Raw genomic sequence first — 23,453 nt, forward strand, 5'->3', positions numbered from 1 at the left:
TCCGGCACTTAAATTGCGTAACGGAGCCTTATGAAAATTCAGGGAGTAGCTTTGGCAGGATTGGGACTGGTATTGTTTGCCAGTTGTTCTTCGGTAAGAAAAATATCGGATAAGGACAGTCGTGTTACCACCACCCTGACCAAAAAGCCGCGTACTGCCCAGCAAAGGGAATTCCTTGATATGGAAGTGACGCCCGGGGGAAAACCCACCCATTCGGCGGCTTCTGTCAGCCTTAACAATCTTAACCGGCATATCGGTTCCTCAGCAGGCAAGAAGCGGCCGGAAACAATCAGCAGACCGCTTTATTCTTCGGTAAACGGATCTACCAATATCGAGAACGCAAATATGCTGCAGTTGAAATACGCGGTGGCCATGGATGCTTCGGTAGAGCTGCTCACAAACATAGCGCTGCTGCAGGTGATCGACAGGTGGTGGGGCGTGAAATACTGTCTTGGCGGCAATTCGGACAGCTGTATCGACTGCTCCCGTTTTACGCAGACCGTTTTGCATGATGTATGGCAACAGGATCTGCCGCGTACCGCACAGGACCAGTTCAATACCTGTGACAAAGTGGAACTGGAGGATCTCCGTGAAGGCGATCTTGTTTTCTTCAATACCGGCGGCGGAAGGGATATTTCCCATGTAGGCGTATACCTGATCAACAATAAATTTGTGCATGCGTCTACCAGCGGCGGTGTTATGATCAGCGATCTCAACGATACCTACTGGCAACCCAAATACAGAGGCGCCGGGAGAACGGGCAGTAAAGCCCTGCTGCAGGGAACAAAATAGCTAACCGGGCTGATTCGTCTGCTGTGCCTGCATCAACAGTGAAACCATGTAACCATTTAACCTGTTGCTAACATACAACCAATCGCCAACCGGCTCACGAACAGCTATTTCTCCTTATTCCTTCTCCACCATCTCACAAATACCTCGAACATCTGGCCGGCATCGGGTGTGAGTTTTCCGTAGAAGATACCGGCGCACATGATACCGGAGAACAGGCCGGCACGCAGGAACAAGGGCAGCCATCCCGACATATGCCTGAACAGGAAATAACTGAGCAGGTAAGCGCCCAGCGCCAGCAGCAGGGAATACAGTGTTTTCAGCGTAAAGGGCTGCATGCCGAATTTGCGGCGGAGAAATTCGTAACGCACAAAATTATAGATCGAATAGGCCGACAGTTCGGCAATGGCAGAGCCGATGATACCGTAATTCTTGATTAGATAGTAGGTAAGCGGCAGGCGCATGGTAAGCAGGATAACGCCGCTCAGAAAATCGAACCGCCAGAGCGTGGATGTGCTGATCACCATGCCATTCAGTCCTGTGCCGGCATCAATGATCCGTACCATTCCCAGGATAAATAAAACGGTCATCCCGTCGCGGTATTGTTCCTGTATGTTCAGTACCGCGATGGCATCGCTGATATTCAGCCAGAGGTTGCCAAAGATCAGCAAAGACAACAGCAGCAGGTTGATGCAGGAACGCTGGTAGATACGCGCAATCTCTTTGAAGTTCTTATCCTTCCAGGCTTTTGCCAGCACACTGGCGGAAACAGACTGTATGCTTCGCTGCGGCACCTGAATCAGGTTGGCCGCATACTGGGCAAACACGAATATCCCTGTTGCGGCAAGTCCTTTCAGGCTGGCAATGATCAGGCTGTCGATGGTGGAAGCGATGGCGGCGATAACGGTGCCGCTGAAGATCAGCGCCTGCATATTGAACATTTTCTTCCAGTAGCGCTTGGTAACCTTGCTCACGCGGAAGGTAAAGCGCAGACGGCCTGTCTTTCGCAGGTAAAAAAACAGCACCAGGAAAATGACCAGGTACTGGAAAGCAAACAGGTAAATAAACTGCGAAAAACTGATCACTTTGAAATAAAACAGCAGGATGATGACCGTGGTAAGGATCCGCAACGCCGTTTCCTTCAGGAAATTGGATACGATGGATTTCTGAACGGCCCAGGCAAAACTTTCGGTGACCGAAAAGAACAGCATACCCATGGCAAAGGGAAAAAGCCATGCATAATAGTTTACGGCCATCGGCGACCGCTCGGCAAATTTTCTGACGAACAGCGGCTTTAGCTGCCAGCCGGCGATCAGTATGATCACAAAACCTGCCAGTGACAGCAGCATGGCCCAGGTCATCAGGTCGATATTCCTGTCTTCCAGGTTGTCTTTGTAATAAGGATAGAATTTAAAAATAACCGACATCATACCCAGCGATCCGAATGCGAACATGATCTGGCTGGTGTCGAAGAAGAATTTGGTAAGCGCGTATTGCTCGGGGCTGAACGATCCGTTCTTTGTATAAAAATACATATTGATCATCCCGATAAAAAATCCCACGTATACCAGCAGGCTGGAGATGATCGTTTGTTTGCGGATACTTCCCAAGGAAATCAATTGATGATTAACAATGACTAATTCATAACCCGAATACCAGGAGTGATGCCTGCATACTTGCCTGTCGGCTCCTAATTACCGCTTACCTGTTCCCTTCGCTGCACGGTCACATAATAGTTCTTTTCTATCGAATCAAAATCATAGGGTATCGGTTCACCGGGTTTCAGTTCCTTGGTATTCCATTTGTTTGATTCCGGCGAAAGCAGCAGCAGCCCCTTGCTGCTTTGCACATATACGGGCAGGTCAAACCCGTCTATGCAGTTGGTCCAGCGGTATTCGAGTTTTGTTTTGTCAGGAGATATGGCATACTCGAATACCGGCACCTGCGTGGTGCGCAGGTACTGATCGAATATGCGGTTTACCTTCAGACCGAGGAATTTGCTCATTTCCGACTGTATGTCTTCGGTTGTGACCGTCTGGTGATAAAATCTCTTATTCAGGAAACGAAGCATGCCGCGGAATTTCTCATCATCGTTCACCGCATGCCGTATGCTGTGCAGCATATTGCCCGATTTGGGATACATATCGCCGCTGCCTTCCTTATTCACACCATACCGGGCGATAATGGGCCTGTCGTTGTGGATACCCCTGCGCGAACCGTAATTGTATTCGTTACCCGCCTGTTTGCCGCTCTGGCATTCGGTGAACAGGGTTTCTGAATAATTGGTGAACCCTTCGTGTATCCACATATCGGCGAGGTCCTTGCTGGTAATATTGTTGGCAAACCATTCGTGGCCGCTCTCATGCACGATAATAAAATCCCATTTCAATCCCCATCCCGTTCCCGACTGGTCGCGCCCCAGATAACCGTTCTGAAACCCGTTGCCATAGGCCACCGCGCTCTGGTGTTCCATACCAAGATGCGGCGACTGCACCAGTTTGTACCCGTCTTCATAAAAAGGATAGGGCCCCATCCAATGTTCAAAACAGGTCAGCATTTCTTTCGCCTGTTTGAATTGCACTTTTGCCCTGTCCAGCTCATAATCCAGTACCCAGTAGTCGCAATCCAGTTTTCCTTTTTCACCGGCGAAGTCTTCGTGCCAGGTTACGTACTTGCCGATATAGGGAACCAGGTTATAGTTGTTGATCGGATTTTTTACTTCCCATTTCCAGGTGATGGTACCGGCTTCAAAACTTTGTTTGTTCACAAGACGGCCATTGGCCACAGCCACCAGTGTATCCGGAACTGTAATAGCCAGTGTGGCGCCGTTATCGGGCTCATCGCTCTGGTGGTCTTTACAGGGATACCATACGCTGGCGCCCAGTCCCTGGCAGGCAACACTCATCCACGGGCGACCCAGTTTGTCTTTCTGGAAGATCCACCCGCCATCCCATGGCGGCCGTTTGGCTATGCGTGGGTTGCCTTTGAAGGCCAGCGCCAGCGTGCCCACCGTTCCCTTGGCCAGGTTTTGCGGAAACACGAGATAATACACATTGCCTTCGCGGGTGTAGGGAATTGCCTTGTCTTTATAATACGCTTTGGTCAGTTCCATCGGTTCCTGCAAGTCTATCTGCATACGTCTGCCGTCTTTCACCGCTTTAAAACGCATATCCACTTTACCGGCGATGCTTTTGTTGTTGTAATCCGGTTTCACCAGTATGGAATAATGCAGTACATCCCACCATGCGCGTTCCGGCATGATCGTTCCGCGCAGGGTATCGGCACGGGTAAACGGTCTGGGCGGTGCGCCCAGCTGCGCATGCGCAAAAGATACACACAACAGAAAACAGGGCAGGAGGGATCTGAGTTTTGTCTTCATGACTTAAAATTAGGATATTCGGGCAGCATGATAACGGATCGTATCACAAAGCCGCCCGGTGTTTACAAACATACATTTCCCTTAGCATATTTGTTTTTCCTGCTGGCAACTGTTTGTGCGCTTTCCTGCCAGGACAAAAAAACCGCCGGCAAACAGGTATTTTATTACAACGAAATCACCGGTATCGCCACCCTCGATCCTGCATTTGCCAAGAACCAGTCGATCATGTGGGCGGTGCACCAACTGTACAGTACCCTGGTGGAGATCGACAGCAACCTCAACATCGTACCCTCCGTTGCCAGGAGCTGGGAGGTAAGTGCCGACAGGTTAACCTATACTTTTCACCTCAGGAACGATGTTTTTTTTCATGATAATCCCATCTTCCCCGGCGGAAAAGGAAGAAAACTGGTTGCGGCGGATATCGCCTACAGCCTGCGCCGTATCGTTGACAAAACAACCGCCAGCAACGGCGCCTGGATATTCAATAACCGGGTAGATTCGATACAGCCGTTTACCGCTCTGGACGATTCCACGTTCCGGCTGAAATTGCTCCGCCCTTTTCATCCCATCCTGGGCATACTGAGTATGCAGTACTGCAGTATCGTTCCGCACGAGGCGGTGGCGCAATTCGGCAGGGATTTCCGGCGCAACCCCTGCGGCAGCGGTCCGTTCCGTTTTGTCTCCTGGGATGAGGGTGAAGCCATGGTCTTTCATAAAAACGAACATTACTGGGAGAAAGACAGCAGCGGCACGCAGCTGCCTTATCTCGATGCCGTTCAGATCAGTTTTTTTGATAACAAGGCAACCGAGTTCCTCCAGTTCCGCCAGGGCCGGCTCAGTTTTGTAAACGATTTCGACGCCTCGTTCAAAGATGAGATACTGACAAAAAACGGCGGGCTGCGCAAAGACTGGGAAGGGAAGCTGCTGCTGAAAAAACATGCCTACCTGAACACGGAATATTTTGGCATACTGGTAGACGAAAAGAACCCCGTTGTTGGCCATTCGCCCACCCGGATCCGCGCCATACGCCAGGCAATGAACTATGCGCTGAACAGGAAACAGCTGATGATGTATATGCGCAATTCGATCGGCATTCCGGCCGAAGCGGGTTTTGTACCCGGTGGACTCCCTTCGCGAAACGCCGACTCTGTAAAGGGTTATCCGTTTGATCGGGGCAGGGCGGCAAAACTGCTGGTGCAGGCGGGGTTTCCGGATGGCAAGGGGTTACCGGGCATCAAATTGCTGACGATACCTGTTTACGCGGATGTGGCGAGTTTTGCGGCCAGGCAATGGGAGGAGGTGGGTATACCCGTACAGGTAGAAGTGGTGCAGAAAAGCCTGTTGCTTGAGCAAACCGCCAAATCACAGGCGCTGTTCTTCCGGGGCAGCTGGATAGCGGATTATCCCGATGCGGAAAACTATATGGCCATGTTCTACAGCCATAACCCCGCACCCCCCAATTACACCCGTTACAGCAACCCAATATTCGACAGGCTCTACGAGGAAGCGCTGCTGGAAACCAACGATTCACTCCGCTACCGGTTATACCGGAAAATGGACCAGCTGGTGATCAACGATGCACCCGTAATACCCATCTGGTACGATATGGCCATCCACCTGATCCAACCCAACATCCGCAACTTCGGCCCCAATGCCCTGAACCTGCTGGAACTGCGAAGAGCAAGAAAGGGATAGTCTGTTCTATTGTTCTATTGTTCTATTGTTCTATTGTTCTATTGTTCTATTGTTCTATTGTTCTATTGTTCTATTGTTCTATTGTTCTATTGTTCTATTGTTCTATTGTTCTATTGTTCTATTGTTCTATTGTTCATAAACCTGTCTCCCGCCTCCCGTATTGTGCCGTCTGCCAATATTTTTTCATTCCAAAAACCCTCACGACAACTCACGTTTCACGTCTCAAGCCTCCCTCATGCTCCTTTTTTCAATTTACCCTTAAACACTTTCTCAAACTTCTCCAGTTTCGGCTGTATCACAAAGCGGCAATAGCCCTGGCTGGAATTGTCGTTGTAATAGTTCTGGTGATAGTTTTCCGCTGGGTAAAAATTTTTGAAAGGTTCTATTGTGGTCACGATCGGTTTACCCCATGCGCCGCTTTTATCAAGCGCGGTTTTATAGGATTCCGCTTTTGTTTTCTGCGCTTCGTTCAGGTAATAGATCACACTGCGGTATTGCGGTCCCACATCATTTCCCTGCTGATCGATGGTGGTGGGGTCATGGGTTTTCCAGAAGACTTCGAGCAGATCGTCGAAGCTTACCCTGGCCGGATCATATACGATCTTGGCCAGTTCCACATGACCGGTATTTTTATCGCAAACCTGTTCGTAGCTGGGGTTCTCCACATGTCCGCCGCCATAACCGCTGGTTACTTCATACACACCTTCCAGCCGCTGAAAAAAAGCTTCGGTGCACCAGAAACATCCTTCGCCAAAAATGGCCGTATCTGTTTTTACTCCTTCCGGAACCTTGGTATTTGCCATATGTATTGATTTCTCGGGTTTTGCTTTTTGTCCGCAGGCGGCAATGGTCACCGCCAGCAGGAACAGGGAAAGATAGCTGCGTATCATGCGCTTTGTTTTCATAAAATTACGATATCGCCGGGTAAACGGTTTGACGGCATGCGCCCGCATACCTTACAGGTTAACGGAGGTTTAACAACCGAAGGCGTTCCGCGGGCCATCCGCACTCCAGGCAGATTCAATTACATTTGCAGCCTAATTATTATCCGTTCATGCGTCTTTACCCGGAGTCGGCCGTTTCCCAGCTGGAGTTTGATAAAGTAAAATCCCTGTTGCAGAACCATGCACAAACCGTGTATGCCAAAGAAAAAGCCGGTCAGCTGCGCATCCATACAAAGAAAGAATACATACAGCTGGAGCTGAAACAGACGCATGAGTACAAACTCATACTCGGACAGGGACAATATTTTCCCAATGATTTTACACAGAATATCAGTCGCGATATCAAACTGCTTTCCATACCCGGCTCCCTGCTGGTTGGCGAGCAGTGGATGCCGGTGCGGAAACTGGCCGACAATACCCGGAATATCTTCCGCTGGTTCGATACCGAGCGCCGGAATGCTTTTCCGGCACTGGCAAACATCATCGGCGACTGCTATTACGAAAAACTGATCATCGAGCTGATCGACGAGATACTGGATGAGAGCGGTAATGTAAAGGACAGCGCATCGGAAGACCTGCAGCGCATACGCCTGGGTCTGTTCCGGAAACGCAATGAATTGCGCAGGGTGTTCGAGAAAGTGCTGTCGAAACTTTTCAAGGCCGGGTACAGTGCGGATATAGAGGAAAGCTTCAGCAACGGCAGAAGGGTGGTGGCCGTGTTCTCGGAACACAAACGCCAGGTCAGGGGCATCTTACATGGCGAAAGCGACAGCCGCAAAACCGCCTTTATCGAACCGGAGGAAACCATCGAGCTCAACAACGATATTTTTGCGCTGGAACACGAAGAAGGCAGGGAGATTCAGAAAATACTGCGAGAACTTACCTCGCGCCTGTCTCCCTATGCCGGACTTTTGCAGCAGTACCACGATATCAGCGGGGAATTTGATTTTGCCAGGGCCAAGGCAAGACTGGCGCTGGATATGAACGGGCAGCTTCCCAATATTTCCGACCATGCGCATGTGGAACTGGCAGACGCCTATCATCCCTTGCTTTACCTGTACAATAAAACAAGCGGCAAGAAAACCATACCGGTTACACTTACACTGAACGACAGCGGCCGTATACTGGTGATCAGCGGGCCCAACGCCGGCGGCAAAACGGTTACCATGAAGACCATCGGTCTTAACCAGATGATGCTGCAAAGCGGTTTGCTGGTGCCCGTGAGCCCGATATCGCAGATGGGGATATTCAAACAGCTGTTCATTCATATCGGCGATACCCAGAACCTGGAATTTGAACTGAGTACCTATTCCAGTCACCTGCTGCACATGAAGCATTTTATCGAAATGTCCAATGGCCGCACCCTGTTTTTTATCGATGAACTCGGCAGCGGCAGCGATCCCAATCTCGGGGGCGCTTTTGCCGAGGTGATCATGGAAGAACTGTCGCGCAAACACGCATACGGCATCGTAACCACGCACTACCTGAACCTGAAAGTGATGGCCAACCATACGCAGGGCATCCTCAACGGCGCCATGCAGTTCGACGAGGTAAACCTGCTGCCGATGTATAAGCTCGTGGTGGGTAAACCGGGCAGTTCCTACACGTTTGCCATCGCCGAACGCATCGGTCTGCCCAAAAACCTGATCGGCAAAGCCAGAAAACTGGTGGATGAGGATCATTTTAAACTTGACCGCCTGCTGAACAGCACCGAAAAAGACCTGCAGCAGCTGGATAAGGAACGCAAAGAACTGCAGAAACTGCTGCGCGAAAACGACCGGCTCAAAAAGGAAATGCAGGCGGTGCTGGACAAAGAACGCCATCGCCAGCAGGTGGAGCTGCTGAAACAGCAGAACCGCATTTCGGAAGAAAGGATTGCCTACCTCAAGGATATGGAGCGGAAGCTCAAGCAGATCGTGCTCGACTGGAAAAAGACCGAGAACAAGAGCGATGTCGTAAAAAACCTGAAAGACCTGCTCTTCAAACGCAAGGAGGAGATCGTGGTGAACAAACTGGCTAAAAAAGTAGACCAGAAATACAAGGAACTGAACCAGCATATTACCGTTGGCACACTGGTAAAGCTCAGAAAAAACTACCAGGTGGGGGAGGTAAAAGAGATCAGGGGTAAACGGGTCATCGTGCAGATAGGCCAGCTGCCGATGAACGTAGACATAGCCGACCTGATATCCGTTGAAAAAATAGAAGAGAACGCCGAAAAGGGAACAGAATAACAGCGGTAAGCGGTAAAAAACAGGTGCATTTTCTCTCCGCGCACATATTTTTTTGGATGAAACAATTCTAAACGTATTTTCGCGCCGGAGAGATGGCAGAGCGGTCGAATGCGGCGGTCTTGAAAACCGTTGACTGTCAAAGGTCCGGGGGTTCGAATCCCTCTCTCTCCGCCTTCGCCCACCGAAGCTTTAGCGCAGGTGGGCTTTGTGTTTTAGGTAGTCAGCCTTAGTTTTCCGGTGGGCAAGCCCCTTTTTATTGAAATGAGTTTCTTCTGACCACAAACTCCTGAATCTCGCTTATACCTCTCCTTTGTTACATAACCCTGCACTTATATTGAGGTGAGTGATGGACATACTTACACCCGATGTACGGTTGCTCTGAGCGCGCGATTTTCGCAGACATGTCAACCTGCCTCCGCGTTAAACAGGCCCCGAAATGGATGGTGGTCGATTTCCAAAATTTTTTCAACACAGAGGCACGGAAACACGGAGGTTCACGGAGAATGTAGCCATAAGAGGGATGCGTAAATCGCCGGCATGATAACAATCAGCCATTGATATCTAAAAAAAGGACCTTTTTATCCTTCTTTATGATGAAAGTCATAGAATGACAGGCCACCGGTTTGGAATTTTGGGTAACGAAAAAAAATCGCTCACCAAAAATCAGACTATGAAACGTAAGCACTTCTTTGTCACCTGCTTTACACTCCTGGTCATTTTGTACGGATGCGGAAACGCTGAACAGAAAACCGCACAAAATGCCCCCGCGGCAGAGCCCGCCAAAACAGAACCGGCCACCGCCGATGCCAGTCCGAAAGGCATCGGGAAATTTACCAATGTGGAACTGACGCATCCGCTGGACCAGAAAATGGCAGCGGCGGGAAAAGCGATCTACGATGTTAAATGCGGCTCCTGCCACAAACTCTCGGGAGAGAAACTCGTAGGACCGGGCTGGAAAGGCGTTACCGACAGAAGACAGCCGGAGTGGATCATGAACTTTGTTACCAATGTTGATGAGATGCTCAACAAAAACGCCGAAGCGCAGGCTATGCTGGAAGTATGTATGGTGCGTATGCCCAACCAGAACCTGAAAGACGAGGAAGCGAGGCAGGTGCTGGAATTCATGCGCAAAAACGACGGCAAAAACTAACACCATTTTTCCTCTAAAACTGTATTCTTATGAATTGTTATAAAATACTTCTGCTGGGTATTTCCGCAGCAGCAGCGTTTTCAGGCTGTAAAATGAAAACAACCGAAACCGCAGTCAGCGGTGACGCAGCATCAAAGGTATACGTAGCCCCCGGTAAATACGACGAGTTCTACAATTTTGTATCAGGCGGATTCAGCGGGCAGGTATCTGTATACGGCCTGCCCTCCGGCCGCCTCTTACGGGTAATCCCCGCTTTTTCCCAGAACCCCGAAAACGGTTATGGGTACAACGAAGAAACCAAACCCATGCTGCAGACATCGCAGGGTTTTATCCCCTGGGATGACCAGCACCACCTGGCGCTTTCGCAGACCAACGGGGAACACGATGGCCGCTGGATATTTGCCAATGCCAATAACACGCCCCGGGTAGCGCGTATCGACCTGAAAACATTTAAAACAACAGAGATACTCGAACTGCCCAACAGCGGTGGTAACCACTCGTCTCCGTTCATCACCGAAAACACCGAGTACGTGATTGCAGGCACCCGGTTCGCTGTTCCGATCGCCGATAAAGAAGCGGCCATCAACAACGAATCTTTCAAAGCCAATTTTAAAAGCACGGTATCGTTTATAGGTGTTAACCAGCAAACCGGACAAATGGGTGTCAGCTTTCAGGTGATACTGCCGGGTATGGACCTGGACCTGAGCCGCGCGGGTAAAGGCCCCTCTCATGGCTGGTTCTTTTTCTCTACCTACAATACAGAACAGGCAAGTACATTGCTCGAAGTGAACGCATCGCAGAAGGACAAGGATTTTATCGTTGCGGTGAACTGGAAAAAAGCGGAAGAATACATCAAGGCAGGCAAGGGCACCAAAATGGCCACCCAGTATTACCGCAATACCTATAACGAAGAAACCCATAGCGCCACTTCTGAACTGCTAAAAGAAGTGCTGACACTCGATCCGACCGTTATCAAGGACTTTGTATACATGATCCCATGTCCCAAATCACCGCATGGCTGCGATGTGGATCCTACCGGTGAATACATCGTGGGCAGCGGTAAGCTGGCGGCGCTGATACCGGTGTTTTCCTTCCAGAAATTTACCCAGGCCATCCAGAACAAAACCTTTGAAGGCGATTACTATGGCATTCCTGTCATCAAATACGAAGCCGCGTTGCATGGCGAAGTGCAGAAACCCGGACTGGGCCCCCTGCACACCGAATTTGACGGTAAAGGAAATGCCTATACTTCCATGTTCCTTTCTTCTGAGATTGTAAAATGGAATATCAAGGACCTGAAAGTGCTCGACAGGGTGCCCACATACTATTCAATCGGTCACCTGATGGTTCCCGGAGGCGATACCAAAAAACCCTATGGCAAATACGTAGTGGCCTACAATAAGATCACCAAAGACAGGTACCTGCCAACCGGGCCCGAACTTTCACAGAGTGCGCAGCTCTATTCGATCGAAGGCGATAAAATGCAGCTCCTGCTGGACTACCCAACCATTGGCGAACCACACTATGCACAGGCCATTGCAGCCGACAAGATAAAGAACCAGAGCGTGAAATTCTTTGATATCAACAAGAACAAACATCCGTTTGTTGCACTCGGAGAAAAAAACACCAAGGTGGTCAGAAGCGGTAACAGGGTAGATGTGTACATGACAGCCATCCGTTCGCACCTTACACCCGACAATATCGAAGGCGTGGAGCTTGGCGACGAAGTGTATTTCCATGTAACCAATCTTGAGCAGGACTGGGATATACCACACGGTTTTGCGATCAAGCATGCGGACAACGCCGAATTGCTGGTGATGCCCGGTGAAACCAATACGCTGAAGTTTGTGCCTAAGAAAGCGGGTGTGTATCCGTTCTACTGCACCGATTTCTGTTCAGCGCTCCACCAGGAAATGCAGGGTTACCTGCGTGTATCGCCAAAAGGAGCGGGGGTTCCCCTGAAATGGCGTACCGGCGAACCCGAGGCCAAAACAGAAAAATAAAAGCGGACAATAAAGATTATCAACCGGCGGCAGCACGCCCGCAGCGTGCTGCCGCCATTAGTAAGCGGTTATGAAAAAAATGACAGTCTGGGCGCGGATAAGTGCGGTTCTGGTGATCGCCTGCGTGGCAATGCTATGGCTTTTTCCGATGTGGAGAATAGACCTGGCGGCATCACAATACCCCGAAGGAATTTCGATGCAGATATGGATCAACGATATCAAGGGCGATGTTGATATCATCAACGGCCTTAATCACTATATCGGTATGAGAACCATCCATAAGGCAGACTTCCGGGAATTTGTTTATCTTCCGATAGCACTGGCCGGCATTGGCATTATGGGACTGGTAACCCTGCTATGGAACAGGAGATCGGGGTATTATATCTGGACCGCCTGTTTTCTGGTGCTGGCATTTGTATCGATGTATGATTTCTGGAAATGGGAATACGATTACGGCCATAACCTGAACCCCGAAGCCCCGATCAAAGTACCCGGAATGGCTTACCAGCCACCGCTTATCGGCTATAAAAAAATGCTCAACTTCCACGCGCTTTCGCAGCCTGATATTGGGGGTTGGTTTTTTATCGCCGCCGGCATCATCCTGGTGGGCACCTGTCTGTATGAATGGAAAAGAAGCAAAAAGAAACTGGCATGAGGATCAGCAAAAAACTGATAGCGTATTTTTTTCTGCCGGCGATAGCGTCCTGCAGCCGCGAATTTGAGCCGATCGATTATGGCAAAGAAGCATGCGCCAACTGCAGAATGACCATTGTTGATAACCGGTTTGCAGCCGAGTTCATCGACAAAAAAGGAAAGGTCTTCAAGTTTGACGATCTGCTGTGCCTGAAACGTTACGCCGCCGCTCACCCCGACAATATTCCCGACCTGGTGTTCATCGAAGATTACCTGGGCAAACAAAACCAGCCCCTCGATGCAATAAAAGCATTTTACCTGCAGCATGAATTTTTCAACAGCCCCATGAAAGGCAACTATGCCGCTTTCGGTACCCTTACAGAAACCGGTCGGCTGAAAGACAGCCTGGCCATCAGCCCAATGACGTGGAACAACCTGAAATAGCATGTACAACCGGCTGATACTATCCGCATTTTTTTCCGTCTGTGCAATTCTCGCACATGCCGCCACCCGGCAGGTAAACCCCTCTGCCGGCCTGCAGCAGGTGCTGGATAAAGCATTGCCGGGCGATACCATCCGCATACACCCGGGTAATTACCGGCAAAGCAATATCATTGTCCGCAAACAGCTTGTCATTATAGGAGAGGGGTATCCGGTATTCGACGGGGAAAACAAGAACGAAGTTTTTATCATTATCGCGGACGGGGTGGTGCTGCAGGGACTGCAGATACAGCATACCGGCCGCAGCAGCCTGGTGGATATGGCCGGGATCAAACTGCAGAACGTAAAAAACGTACGTGTTACCCATTGTAAACTGCTGAACACCACTTATGGGGTGTATTTACAGAACAGCAAGCGCTGTATCGTAAGCAATAACCTGATACAGGCTTCCGCAAAAGAAGAACTGCAATCCGGCAACGGGGTGCATGCCTGGAAATGCGAACAGCTGCTGATCAGCAGTAACCGTATGTCGGGTCACCGTGACGGGATCTATTTTGAATTTGTTACCCGCTCGGCCATCATCGGCAACACCTCTTCGGGGAATATCCGTTATGGACTGCATTTTATGTTTTCACATAACGATACCTATGAATACAATACTTTCCAAAACAATGGCGCCGGGGTTGCAGTCATGTACACCAGGGGCGTTACCATGTATAAAAATACTTTTTACCATAACTGGGGAGACGCTTCTTACGGCATACTGCTGAAAGACATCTCAGACAGCAAGATCGACCATAATACCTTTCATACAAACACCGTGGGTATTTATATGGAAGGAAGCAGCCGTATCCATGTTACCGGCAATACGTTCAGCAACAACGGCTGGGCCATGCGGATACAGGCAAGCTGTGATGGCAACCTGTTCGAAAAAAACAATTTTTCAGGAAATTCGTTCGATGTGGCAACCAACGGCACCATGATGCTGAATACCTTCCGGGAAAATTACTGGGATAAATACGATGGATATGACCTGGACCGGGACGGTACCGGCGATGTACCGTATTATCCCGTAAGCGTTTACTCGGTGATCACCGAGCGGATTCCGGTTGCTATGATCCTGTACCGGAGTTTTCTTACCCGCATCATGGACCAGGTGGAGAACATCATGCCCAGTATTACACCGGACCAACTAAAAGATATCCGGCCGAGGATAAAAAAATGGCAGTTATGATCGGAATAGAACATCTTACCAAATCATTCGGAAAGCTCACAGCGCTCAATGATATCTGCCTTGAACTGCAGAAAGGACAGGCCGTATCCCTGCTCGGCCCCAACGGATCGGGCAAAACCACGCTGATCAAATCGATCCTGGGCCTGGTGGTTCCCGAAAAAGGAACGATCACGGTAAAAGAAAAAGTGATCACCAAAGACTGGTCGTACAGATCCGCCATCGGATACATGCCGCAGATAGGCCGTTATCCCGATAATATGACCATTGCCCAGGTGATCGCACTGATCAAGGAGATAAGACCCGATCATATCCGGTACGACGAAGAACTGATCGAAGGCTTCGGGCTCGATAAGCTGAAAAACAAAACCATGCGGAGTTTATCGGGAGGCACCCGGCAAAAAGTGAGCGCATCCCTTGCCTTCCTGTTTTCACCGGATATCTATATCCTCGACGAGCCCACCGCGGGTCTCGACCCCGTGGCCAGCGAACTGCTCAAGGAAAAAATACTGAAAGAACGCACGGCGGGCAAACTCATACTGATCACCTCTCACGTGCTGAGCGACCTGGAAGGCATTGCCAGCCATATCGTTTACCTGCAGGATGGCAACCTGGTGTTTTATAAGACGGTGGAGGAACTGCAGCTGACCACCGGAGAAGTCAAACTGAACAAAGTGATCGCTCAGATTATGAAAGGAGATGTACCCTTGCGGGAACCGGTCAGAAATATATTTTCTATACAGGAAAGACAGGGGAAAACAAGCTAAAGGATCTTTTTTTCGGGTTAAAAAGACCTTTTCTGTTCCCCTGTCTTTCCGCTTATTCAATAACGCCTGCATCGTGAACGGCGCTAATACACCACAAATGAAAACCATCATCAAATACGTCCTGGTTGACCTGATCCGCAACCGGATCATACTGGTCTACACCGCTATACTGGCGGTACTGGCGGTAAGCGTGCTGGGGCTTGACGATAACCCCGCCAAAGGCCTGCTAAGCCTGTTGAACATCACCCTGCTGTTTGTACCCATCATTACCATCCTGTTCTCCACCATCTATTTTTTTAATGCGATCGAGTTCACGGAACTGCTTCTTTCCCAGCCGATCAAAAGACAACAGGTCATACTCTCCGAATACCTGGCGCTGGTATCTGCTTTATCGGGGGCTTATATCGTTGGCATCGGCATTCCGCTGCTGTTCCTTGTTTCGGGCACCGAATCGCTGGTGCTGGTGGCAACGGGCACCCTGCTTACCCTTGTCTTTTCCTCGCTGGCCCTGCTGGTTTTTGTGAAATCAAAAGACAAGACAAAAGGCATCGGCATCGCCATTATCATCGCGCTGTTCTTTACCGTTTTATTCGACGGGTTGCTGATCGCCTTCATCTATTCATTCAGTGATTACCCCATCGACAAAGCGGTGGTGGGAATGATCGCCCTCAATCCCATCGACCTGGGTCGGGTGCTGATGCTGCTGCAACTGGATGTTGCGGTGCTGATGGGTTATTCGGGGGCGCTGTTTAAAAAATTCCTTGGCTCTCCGCTGGGCAATGTCTTCTCGGTTACCTGTATGCTGTTATGGGTGTTTGTACCGCTGATCGCCGCGTTAAGGATATTCCGGAATAAAGACCTTTAATTACGTGAGGCAGGTCGTAAAGACATTTGTTCACCAGCCCAGCAGCGCATGTCCCTGCCCGCTTATCCTCTCTGCATTCCATCTGGGTTCCCATACCAGGTTCACCACCACGGTAAAACCCGGCGCCGCAGTCTCGGCGGCCAGTGTAACATGGCTTTTTATCAACCCGCCCAAAGGGCAGGAGGGCGTAGACAGTGTCATATCTATCCGTACTGTTTTATCGGTGTCCTCCACTGCAATCCCATATACCAGGCCAAGGTCAATGATATTGATACCCAGTTCAGGATCCACTACCTGGAAAAGCGCCTGAACGATCTCCTGTTTTATCCGGTAATGTATGTCGGTGATATCAAAGTGCATGGTTAACAAGTTTTCGGATGATGAACAAAACATGAAACAGGTACCCTGTGGCAGCCAGCACCAGCAAGGATGCGCCTGCATAATTCATCCAGAGCGTTGTAGACAGGATACCCATAAGCAGTAACAGGTAGCCCGATAAAAAAACATACATCTGCCATTGAACCAGTCGCTCGGAAAACAGGTCTTTGGGAAGTATCTCCGGCAACTGGTCGGGTTTTGTCATGTGCATCCACACAATAAAGGGCAGTGTTTTAAAGGTTTGTCCCATGATGAGGGTGCTGATGAACCCGATAAAGAACGATACACCGTAAGCGGTAACCAGGCTGGGGGCAGACAAGGGTCTGATGAATGCGGCAGACAGCAACACAAAAGGCAGGGAGATCAGCAGCAGGGCAAGAAAAGTCTGCTTCATTCCGCTGTCCATTTTTTTACGTATGGCGCTGGTGTAACATTTTTTCACGAATAGGAAATAAAACCCCAGACCGGCAAGCACCAGCAAAAAACACAGCGGGCGTCCCCAGTCGCTGTTCGCTGTCATTCCGTCAACAAGAAAAAAGACCAGACCCAGATTGACCAGGTAATAGGTAACCGTCAGCCAGCCGGTTTTTTCCGAGCGGCTGAGCAGGAACATGGGTATCAGTCTTGAACTTACGCCGATCACCAGCTGCAGGAACCAGCCGGCCATACCAACAGAACCATGGATCTTCAGGTAATGCAGGTGTTCCTGCGGCAGGAACGGGTAACGCAGGTTAACCAGCAACAGCAGACCGATGGTAGCCGTGAGGATCAGCCATACATGGGCGGTAAGGATACAATCAGCGGCAATACCGCCGCGGCCATGCTTCATGGTTTTAAAAACATGGTGTGCATGCAGGAGCATAGCGGTTAACAGCAATGCTCCTCCCGTATAACTCCAGCGTGTTACGGAAAAAAACCAGAAAGAGGGGATCAGCAGCAGCAGACCCAACAACAGCAATGCCAGCACAACCATCGGGATACGCTCACTGTAGAGACTGCGTTCTGCAATAACCGGTGCCAACTGATTCGTGGCGCCGAAGATCAACAGGGTTGCCCATCCCAGAACAGCCAGGTGCGTTATCGCCAGCAGTTTCGGCTGAAAATAATGACCCGCAAAAGCAGGCGCCGCAACCAGGCAGAGCACGGTCGTGACAACGAATACAAACGCCGCTGCCCCATAATAGGGCAGGATCGCGTAACGCGATGGAATGTATTCCCTGGAAGGCATCATGCTATTGCTTTTTATAAATGACGAGCTGTACGCCATCACCGGCCTGCTGAAAAACAACTTCGAAATTTTTTTGTTTCAATTCGGGCAATAAGAACCTGGGTATCCTTTTGTGGTGAACAAACAGGGCCGTATTATCCGGCAGCGATTCCAGCGCGTTCAGAATGGTCATCATGGGCTGCGGCATGGGCAGGTCACGTACGTCTATCACCTGCATCCGGTTGGCGAATCTTTCGCGGATCGTGTCGAAGGCCCCGCCGGCTTCCGCAGTCTCTTCAATGCTGCCGCCTGCTTCGCCTCTGCTGATATAGGTATGCACTTCGTTCTCGCTTGCCTGAACCGTTTCGGCCGTATACTGCTTATCCCGCAACAGGCGGATCAGCGGCACGGGCTCGAACAAATTGATGAGCAGCAGTGTCTGCCCCGGTTCCAGGGCGGATACACTGTGCATGATCTTCCTGAACGGGTCATGGCCGTTTTCAATATCCGCTCTCACATCCAGCCGCAGGTCAAATGGCCTGTCCGGAACCGTGATCTTTCCCGGCTTTTCCGCCGGCGGTGAAAACACATCCTCATCGCCGACAACAAATCCCCGTGGACGCAGTTTCGCAAAGAAATCCTCCACGCTGCATTTCCCGATCCTTGCCGCGTCGGCGATGGTAACACGTGAAGCCAGCATTTTGCGAAGCACCGGATTCCGCAGTTTTTTAAAATGAGGATTTATCTCGGCGATGGCATCGATAGCGGCCGGATCGGCCTGTATCAGGGCCGCAATTTTTGTGGCGGCATTTACCGTTTTCATATCATTGGATTGAATCATTTCGCCATAGCCAGCGCTTTGGGGAAAAGGATATTGTTCTCGAGGTGTATATGCTGCAGCAGGTCGCTTTCGAATGCAGCCAGTTTGTGGTACAGCATCCGCAGGCTGTTACAGGCGTCTTCGGGCACGGTGTAATCTGATGTAAGCGTGCGGATCTCGCGGGTCAGTTCTCCTGCGATATCATGATCCCGCTCCATCATATAAATGGGTTCCTTCAAAGAAGCAAACACTGCTTTTCCTTCTGTCTCCAGTAACCGGATGGCGGGGAACAGAACCGCTTCCTCTTTTTTGAGGTGGGTAAGCAGTTCGGATACCAGTTCGCTGGTCTTCTGCGCTACCTGGTGTAAAAAAGGCAGACCGGCGCCATGATGCGCGGCAACTTTCTGCGACAGTTCTTCAATCAGCGGTGCGTTCTGGTAAACATAAGCATGGTGTACGTTTACAATATAATCCGCGAGAAAGGCAGGCTTAAAGGAAGTGAAATCGGGTTGTGAGCCGGCGGCCGGTTTTTTGTCTTCCTCTTCCAGCTGCTGTCTTACCCTTAGCACATCCAGTCCTTTCTCATCGCATGCCTGCTCCAGCGAGCGTTTGCCGCCGCAGCAGAAATCGATTCCCAGGCGCTTGAGCAATTCCGCTTTCCGCATATCTTTTGCCGCCATCTCGCCAACGGTTTCAGCGGTCCGGCTGTTCTTTTTTATTTCCACCTCCCATACCTCGGGCCCGTTCAAAAGATAGGTCCAGGAAAAGCAGTTACCCCTTTCGCCCAGCAACTGGTAATAAAGCGGCTTGGGATCATGATCGTTGTGTATAACCACCGCGGTGCCTTCGGCGATATCGTCAAATGCAGTAAAGATAACAGGGTGTTTCATTCTCGGTTCCAGTGCCGTCACATCGATAAATACAGTTTCCATCTTAGTTGATTTTATTGTTGAAAGAAAATATACGGTTGTTGTCAACGCTGCTGCCGGTCTGCAGCCAAAACGGACGTGTCATGCACCGGTAAGCGATCAGGGCTGCACCGGCAAACAGGCAGCATGCGGCCGCCAGCAGCAGCCAGTTAATCGCCGAACTGCTGAACAGCAGCATAAATCCCAGTCCCTGGGTAAACAACACAAGTTCATTAAGCACAATACCGATGATAAAAGTCCAGACCGCCACCGCTGCTTTTTTATACGATAACAAACCCCTTTCGATAAAATAAGCCAGCAGAAAAACCGACACAAACCCCAACAGCACCAGGTGCAGGAATCCGATAATAACCGGTCTGTTTGAAAATACCCGTTCACCCAGCGAGGGTATGATCAGCACCGCCTGGAACAGCATCTTCAGCGCAAACGCTGTGAGGGCGATCGAGGCGATCGTTTTTGCCGGACGGTATACACGCGCGGCCGCGGTTTGCAACAAGGGAAGCGCGTACAGAAAACAAACCAGACAGGCGGCGGTAAGCACACTGCCGGCAATGGCCATGGCGGCGGTAAAAGTGCCGGGATAATGCCAGAGGTAAGAGAGAAACAGGGAGGGCAGCACCGAGGCATTCAGCAACCGGCCAAACCACCGGATAGCAGTACCCTGCAGATCCAGGTAATGCAGGAGCAGCGCAAAGACCGAAAGCGTAAAAAAACCATTGTACTGTAAATGCAGATAGGTATAAATGGCATCCTTGTACAGGTAAAGGTTCTGAGACCGGGTTGCCATCAGGTAAGCCAGGGTAAAAGGACCTACCGAAGACAACACCATATACAGCACGGCGCTTGCCGCAAGCATTTTTACCTGCCTGCTGAGCGCTGCCCGGCGGATCTCCCGGATAAAGACAAAAGCGAACACATAGGATACCAGGATAAATAAGGTGGAGAACAGGATGCTCAGAAAAGCATATCCCTGCCAGATAAAGCCGGCAAGCATACCATAAGCTGTTACAAGCGTACCGGCGATTGTGTACCGGAAAATCTTTGCCGTACGCAGACCGGCAGGCAATAGATAATGGGTGAGCAGCGCCAGCAATGCCAGGGCCACCCAACCGCCAAATGCAAAATGGGAATGCGCATGCAGTATATGCTTGAAATCGAGAAAGGGAATGGAGAAAAGTATTTTACTTCTCAATACCAGGCCGAGAAAAGCCACCAGGGCCAGGTTCACCAGACTGATGCTGATCCAGAAACGTATTTTATTTTCAGCGCCCAACAAAAAGGACATTTTTGTCTTTTTTTATTCTAAAAAATTTACATCAGTACCACCCGGCCTTTTTTCAGCTGTATTGCCAGCGTACCGATATCCTTTCCTTCCATCATTTCCGTCAGTTTTCTCCTGATTTCCTTAAACTGTTTATGGATAGGGCAGGGCTTGGTTTCGGAACAGCGTTTTAAACCAAGGCCACAGCCGGTAAACAGCCCGTTGCCGTCGATGGCTTCAACGATCTCTTTGATGGATTTTTTTTTCTGGCTGTCGTCCAGGTAAAAACCGCCGTTGATCCCTTTTTGTGAGCTGATGATATTACGCCGGCTCAGGGTCTGCAGTATTTTGGCGGTGAAATGACGGGGTGCTTCTATATGCCTGCATATTTCGGCGATGCCCACCTTATGGCCTTCGTGTGCCTCGGAAGCGATGTACACCGCCGCCCGGATACCGTATTCACAGGATTTCGAAAACATAATCGGTTATTTTTTTATCCAGAACGCATCCGCCCATTCCCCGTTAAACGGATGATGCGCTTTGTTGATCAGTTCTCCCGCGGTTTGTAAGACAAGCGGTGCAACGGTTTGTTCGATATAGGGAAACAATTGCCGTTCTTCAAAACGGATATGCGCTTCGAGTGCATCTGCAAACTGCAGCAGGGAATCCGTGCCGCCGCTTTCAGCAGCAATCGCCGCTTCGAGCGAATACAGAAAATCATGCTGTTTCAGCGCTTCTTTTTTCGTATCATCCTCATCGGGCAGCAAAGAGAACAGCAGGGTTTCTTCCTGTCTGAAATGTTCCCTCAGTTCCCCGTCGAAGCAATACACCAGGTAACCGGCAATCCGTTCCGGCGCAATACTGTTTTTGATACCGGCCCTGATCTTCCAGCACAACAGCAGCCCATGGTGGTGATCGCGCGATAAAGGCGCCAGCTCATTGCTTCGTTTGATCGGATTTGGTTTCATGGTCAGGCAAAGTTACTTGTTTTATACATAAAAGATAAAAATGTCTTTTTATCCTGAATCAGTTCCGATTGGCTGTTCCGGGAAAAACAGGGTTGCGGTACACCGGGGTGCCCGCATCCGCTTCGGCCACCAGTCTGCTCATATCGAGTAGCTTTATTTTTTTACCCGAAAAATCGATGATCTTCTCCTGCCGCAAAACCGCCAGTAACCGGATAACCGTTGCGGTAGCCGTACCCACCAGGTTGGCGATATCCTCGCGCGACAGGCAGATGCCGAGGGTGGCGTTATCGCTTTCCAGTCCGTAGGTATCTTTCAGCACCAGCAATGCTTCCGCTATTCTTTCCCTGACGGATTTCTGTGCCAGGTCGGTGACATGCTGTTCGGCTTTTCCCAGCTCCTGCGATAACAGTTTGATCAGGGCGATACACAGTTTGCTGTTCACCCGAAGCGTGTTGAAAAAAAGATCCCTGGGAATAAAACAAACGCCCGTATCCTCCAGCGTAACCGCGCTGGCATTGTACGGCGTGTTGCTGCACAAGGCGCGGTACCCGAACAGGTCGCCCTCTTTTACCAGCCGTACGATCTGCTCCCTGCCATCGCTGCCGCTGCGCGCAATCTTGATTTTTCCGGTATGTATCCAGTAAATACCGAGTGGATTGCCGTTCTCGTGAAAAACGGTTTGTCCTTTCCGGTACAGGGTATGGGTGGTATGTTCCTCTAAAAAAGCCATTTCTTCGGCACTGAGGAAATAAAACACCGTCCTGCTTTTTGAAAGACAGGATCTACAGCCGGCTGCCAAGGCAAAAGATTCTTTATCCCGCATAACAGACATGATCGATGCAAATTGACGCCATTGTACCGCGACGGAGAATGATACCGGTTGGCGGAGATATGATATTCGTCATATACCGGCCCTTCAGCAACCACAGATTTTTCTTTTTATATGCTGGCATCGGTTTTTATACCGGTATGCCGATGCGCTGCACCGTCTGCCGATTTAACGACGCGGCTGTTGGCCGGCGGATTAACTTTGCGCATCGCGTTAACCATGAAAGAAGACATCATCATCCAAATCAGTAACCGCATCAAGAACCTGCGCAAGGAAAAAAACGTTACCCTGCAGGAACTGTCCGAATCGGCAGGCGTATCCAAAGCCATGCTGAGCCAGGTGGAAAACAGCCGCGCCATTCCTTCGCTGCCGGTGCTGTTAAACCTGATCCGGTCGCTCAATATCGATTTCAACGATTTTTTTAAAGACATCAACCTGCTGCCGGCAGACAACAAAGTCATCCACCGCAAAAAATCAGCTAACACCTCGTTTGAAAAAGAGAATGCGCAGGGCTTTTATTACCAGCGTCTTTTTTCAACCGTGGTGGAAGACAGTCATGTGGATTTTGTGCTGCTGCGCTTAACACCCGATGCCCGGCGGCCGATGGTGAGCACCGATGCCTGGGAGTTCAAATACCTGATCAGCGGCAGCGTTACTTATTATATAGGAGAGGAGACTTACGAGATGGAAGAGGGCGATTCACTCTTCTTTGATGCATCCGAACAGCATAACCCCGTTAATACAGGCACGGAAGACGCGCTGCTGCTGGTGGTGTATTTCTTCAAAAAACGTGCTGTATAACCCCGTTAACGTTTTGTTGACAAAAGTTTATTATTTGTAAATAATTCCCAACTATTTCCACGTAAAGTTTAACCACACTTTACTTTTTGTTAATCTAAAGTAACCATTTCGGTAATATTGGACGGATAGTTT

Annotated in this window: 22 protein-coding genes and 1 tRNA gene; 12 read left to right on the forward strand and 11 right to left on the reverse strand. The window is 50.0% G+C overall.

The genetic code is table 11. The features are described 5' to 3' along the window. Positions 1 to 30: 30 nt before the first annotated feature. Positions 31 to 792 (forward strand): C40 family peptidase, encoded by a 762-nt coding sequence (locus GWC94_RS06340; protein ID WP_161834187.1) that lies wholly within the window; start codon positions 31 to 33, stop codon positions 790 to 792. Positions 793 to 896: 104 nt separating this feature from the next. On the opposite strand, the gene GWC94_RS06345 is transcribed toward GWC94_RS06340, so the two are convergent. Both GWC94_RS06345 and GWC94_RS06350 read right to left on the reverse strand, forming a co-directional pair. Next, positions 897 to 2,399, reverse strand: coding sequence for a lipopolysaccharide biosynthesis protein (locus tag GWC94_RS06345; RefSeq protein WP_161834188.1), 1,503 nt, complete (start codon positions 2,397 to 2,399; stop codon positions 897 to 899). Between the two features lie 80 nt (positions 2,400 to 2,479). Continuing rightward, positions 2,480 to 4,168, reverse strand: coding sequence for a M1 family metallopeptidase (locus GWC94_RS06350; RefSeq protein WP_161834189.1), 1,689 nt, complete (start codon positions 4,166 to 4,168; stop codon positions 2,480 to 2,482). 90 nt (positions 4,169 to 4,258) lie between these two features. Between GWC94_RS06350 and GWC94_RS06355 the strand changes: the two genes are divergently transcribed. Next, the gene (locus tag GWC94_RS06355; RefSeq protein WP_235918470.1) at positions 4,259 to 5,863 is read left to right on the forward strand and encodes an ABC transporter substrate-binding protein; all 1,605 of its coding nucleotides are present in this window, start codon (positions 4,259 to 4,261) and stop codon (positions 5,861 to 5,863) included. 233 nt (positions 5,864 to 6,096) lie between these two features. Here GWC94_RS06355 and msrA read toward each other — a convergent pair whose 3' ends face one another. Beyond that, positions 6,097 to 6,768 carry a peptide-methionine (S)-S-oxide reductase MsrA gene (msrA, locus tag GWC94_RS06360; RefSeq protein ID WP_202628649.1) on the reverse strand — a complete coding sequence of 224 codons (672 nt, stop codon included), beginning with the start codon at positions 6,766 to 6,768 and terminating at the stop codon, positions 6,097 to 6,099. Positions 6,769 to 6,917: 149 nt separating this feature from the next. Between msrA and GWC94_RS06365 the strand changes: the two genes are divergently transcribed. From GWC94_RS06365 to GWC94_RS06405, 9 genes are all read left to right on the forward strand, one after another. Continuing rightward, a complete protein-coding gene (locus tag GWC94_RS06365) occupies positions 6,918 to 9,038 on the forward strand; it encodes an endonuclease MutS2 (RefSeq protein ID WP_161834191.1) in 2,121 nt (706 codons plus the stop codon). Positions 9,039 to 9,124: 86 nt separating this feature from the next. Then, positions 9,125 to 9,209: transfer RNA gene (locus GWC94_RS06370), tRNA-Ser, on the forward strand. A gap of 499 nt (positions 9,210 to 9,708) precedes the next feature. Beyond that, the gene (locus tag GWC94_RS06375; RefSeq protein WP_161834192.1) at positions 9,709 to 10,188 is read left to right on the forward strand and encodes a c-type cytochrome; all 480 of its coding nucleotides are present in this window, start codon (positions 9,709 to 9,711) and stop codon (positions 10,186 to 10,188) included. Positions 10,189 to 10,217: 29 nt separating this feature from the next. Further along, entirely contained in the window at positions 10,218 to 12,191 is a 1,974-nt protein-coding gene (gene nosZ / locus GWC94_RS06380; protein ID WP_161834193.1) for a Sec-dependent nitrous-oxide reductase, read from the forward strand. A gap of 70 nt (positions 12,192 to 12,261) precedes the next feature. Then, complete coding sequence (locus GWC94_RS06385; protein ID WP_202628650.1) at positions 12,262 to 12,846, forward strand: hypothetical protein; 585 nt, start codon at positions 12,262 to 12,264, stop codon at positions 12,844 to 12,846. After that, positions 12,843 to 13,268 (forward strand): hypothetical protein, encoded by a 426-nt coding sequence (locus GWC94_RS06390; RefSeq protein WP_161834194.1) that lies wholly within the window; start codon positions 12,843 to 12,845, stop codon positions 13,266 to 13,268. The genes GWC94_RS06385 and GWC94_RS06390 overlap by 4 nt, the downstream gene beginning before the upstream one ends. A 1-nt stretch (position 13,269) precedes the next feature. Beyond that, positions 13,270 to 14,499: a nitrous oxide reductase family maturation protein NosD gene (locus tag GWC94_RS06395; protein WP_161834195.1), complete on the forward strand. Its 1,230-nt coding sequence runs from the start codon at positions 13,270 to 13,272 to the stop codon at positions 14,497 to 14,499. Then, positions 14,496 to 15,263, forward strand: coding sequence for an ABC transporter ATP-binding protein (locus GWC94_RS06400; RefSeq protein WP_161834196.1), 768 nt, complete (start codon positions 14,496 to 14,498; stop codon positions 15,261 to 15,263). Before GWC94_RS06395 ends, GWC94_RS06400 begins: the two co-directional genes overlap by 4 nt. Positions 15,264 to 15,360: 97 nt before the next feature. After that, positions 15,361 to 16,128 (forward strand): ABC transporter permease subunit, encoded by a 768-nt coding sequence (locus GWC94_RS06405; RefSeq protein WP_161834197.1) that lies wholly within the window; start codon positions 15,361 to 15,363, stop codon positions 16,126 to 16,128. A gap of 30 nt (positions 16,129 to 16,158) precedes the next feature. On the opposite strand, the gene GWC94_RS06410 is transcribed toward GWC94_RS06405, so the two are convergent. The 8 genes from GWC94_RS06410 to GWC94_RS06445 are packed head-to-tail and all read right to left on the reverse strand — an operon-like array spanning position 16,159 to position 22,448. Next, positions 16,159 to 16,488, reverse strand: coding sequence for a metal-sulfur cluster assembly factor (locus GWC94_RS06410; protein ID WP_161834198.1), 330 nt, complete (start codon positions 16,486 to 16,488; stop codon positions 16,159 to 16,161). After that, the gene (locus GWC94_RS06415; protein WP_161834199.1) at positions 16,478 to 17,737 is read right to left on the reverse strand and encodes a hypothetical protein; all 1,260 of its coding nucleotides are present in this window, start codon (positions 17,735 to 17,737) and stop codon (positions 16,478 to 16,480) included. The genes GWC94_RS06410 and GWC94_RS06415 overlap by 11 nt, the downstream gene beginning before the upstream one ends. Before the next feature lies 1 nt (position 17,738). Continuing rightward, the gene (locus tag GWC94_RS06420; protein WP_161834200.1) at positions 17,739 to 18,536 is read right to left on the reverse strand and encodes a DUF2249 domain-containing protein; all 798 of its coding nucleotides are present in this window, start codon (positions 18,534 to 18,536) and stop codon (positions 17,739 to 17,741) included. Between the two features lie 14 nt (positions 18,537 to 18,550). Further along, positions 18,551 to 19,465 (reverse strand): iron-sulfur cluster repair di-iron protein, encoded by a 915-nt coding sequence (gene ric, locus GWC94_RS06425; protein ID WP_161834201.1) that lies wholly within the window; start codon positions 19,463 to 19,465, stop codon positions 18,551 to 18,553. Between the two features lies 1 nt (position 19,466). Then, positions 19,467 to 20,747: a hypothetical protein gene (locus GWC94_RS06430; protein WP_161834202.1), complete on the reverse strand. Its 1,281-nt coding sequence runs from the start codon at positions 20,745 to 20,747 to the stop codon at positions 19,467 to 19,469. Positions 20,748 to 20,773: 26 nt separating this feature from the next. Beyond that, positions 20,774 to 21,202 (reverse strand): RrF2 family transcriptional regulator, encoded by a 429-nt coding sequence (locus tag GWC94_RS06435; RefSeq protein ID WP_161834203.1) that lies wholly within the window; start codon positions 21,200 to 21,202, stop codon positions 20,774 to 20,776. A gap of 6 nt (positions 21,203 to 21,208) precedes the next feature. After that, entirely contained in the window at positions 21,209 to 21,691 is a 483-nt protein-coding gene (locus tag GWC94_RS06440; RefSeq protein ID WP_161834204.1) for a hemerythrin domain-containing protein, read from the reverse strand. Positions 21,692 to 21,749: 58 nt separating this feature from the next. Then, the gene (locus tag GWC94_RS06445; protein ID WP_161834205.1) at positions 21,750 to 22,448 is read right to left on the reverse strand and encodes a Crp/Fnr family transcriptional regulator; all 699 of its coding nucleotides are present in this window, start codon (positions 22,446 to 22,448) and stop codon (positions 21,750 to 21,752) included. A gap of 291 nt (positions 22,449 to 22,739) precedes the next feature. On the opposite strand from GWC94_RS06445, the gene GWC94_RS06450 reads away from it, so the two are divergent. Continuing rightward, the gene (locus tag GWC94_RS06450) at positions 22,740 to 23,321 is read left to right on the forward strand and encodes a helix-turn-helix domain-containing protein (RefSeq protein ID WP_161834206.1); all 582 of its coding nucleotides are present in this window, start codon (positions 22,740 to 22,742) and stop codon (positions 23,319 to 23,321) included. The last annotated feature ends 132 nt before the right edge of the window (positions 23,322 to 23,453 follow it).

The organism is Sediminibacterium soli, from assembly GCF_009939225.1.
Taxonomy (GTDB): domain Bacteria; phylum Bacteroidota; class Bacteroidia; order Chitinophagales; family Chitinophagaceae; genus Sediminibacterium; species Sediminibacterium soli.

Excerpts from the sequence above, each read along its gene's own strand:
- GWC94_RS06440 (WP_161834204.1), bottom strand. The coding sequence starts at position 21,691 with ATGAAACCAAATCCGATCAAACGAAGCAATGAGCTGGCGCCTTTATCG.
- nosZ (WP_161834193.1), top strand. The coding sequence starts at position 10,218 with ATGAATTGTTATAAAATACTTCTGCTGGGTATTTCCGCAGCAGCAGCG.
- GWC94_RS06415 (WP_161834199.1), bottom strand. The coding sequence starts at position 17,737 with ATGATGCCTTCCAGGGAATACATTCCATCGCGTTACGCGATCCTGCCC.
- GWC94_RS06350 (WP_161834189.1), bottom strand. The coding sequence starts at position 4,168 with ATGAAGACAAAACTCAGATCCCTCCTGCCCTGTTTTCTGTTGTGTGTA.
- GWC94_RS06435 (WP_161834203.1), bottom strand. The coding sequence starts at position 21,202 with ATGTTTTCGAAATCCTGTGAATACGGTATCCGGGCGGCGGTGTACATC.
- GWC94_RS06410 (WP_161834198.1), bottom strand. The coding sequence starts at position 16,488 with ATGCACTTTGATATCACCGACATACATTACCGGATAAAACAGGAGATC.
- GWC94_RS06365 (WP_161834191.1), top strand. The coding sequence starts at position 6,918 with ATGCGTCTTTACCCGGAGTCGGCCGTTTCCCAGCTGGAGTTTGATAAA.
- GWC94_RS06390 (WP_161834194.1), top strand. The coding sequence starts at position 12,843 with ATGAGGATCAGCAAAAAACTGATAGCGTATTTTTTTCTGCCGGCGATA.
- GWC94_RS06375 (WP_161834192.1), top strand. The coding sequence starts at position 9,709 with ATGAAACGTAAGCACTTCTTTGTCACCTGCTTTACACTCCTGGTCATT.
- GWC94_RS06395 (WP_161834195.1), top strand. The coding sequence starts at position 13,270 with ATGTACAACCGGCTGATACTATCCGCATTTTTTTCCGTCTGTGCAATT.
- GWC94_RS06340 (WP_161834187.1), top strand. The coding sequence starts at position 31 with ATGAAAATTCAGGGAGTAGCTTTGGCAGGATTGGGACTGGTATTGTTT.
- GWC94_RS06405 (WP_161834197.1), top strand. The coding sequence starts at position 15,361 with ATGAAAACCATCATCAAATACGTCCTGGTTGACCTGATCCGCAACCGG.
- ric (WP_161834201.1), bottom strand. The coding sequence starts at position 19,465 with ATGGAAACTGTATTTATCGATGTGACGGCACTGGAACCGAGAATGAAA.
- GWC94_RS06450 (WP_161834206.1), top strand. The coding sequence starts at position 22,740 with ATGAAAGAAGACATCATCATCCAAATCAGTAACCGCATCAAGAACCTG.
- GWC94_RS06400 (WP_161834196.1), top strand. The coding sequence starts at position 14,496 with ATGATCGGAATAGAACATCTTACCAAATCATTCGGAAAGCTCACAGCG.
- GWC94_RS06420 (WP_161834200.1), bottom strand. The coding sequence starts at position 18,536 with ATGAAAACGGTAAATGCCGCCACAAAAATTGCGGCCCTGATACAGGCC.
- msrA (WP_202628649.1), bottom strand. The coding sequence starts at position 6,768 with ATGAAAACAAAGCGCATGATACGCAGCTATCTTTCCCTGTTCCTGCTG.
- GWC94_RS06385 (WP_202628650.1), top strand. The coding sequence starts at position 12,262 with ATGAAAAAAATGACAGTCTGGGCGCGGATAAGTGCGGTTCTGGTGATC.
- GWC94_RS06430 (WP_161834202.1), bottom strand. The coding sequence starts at position 20,747 with ATGTCCTTTTTGTTGGGCGCTGAAAATAAAATACGTTTCTGGATCAGC.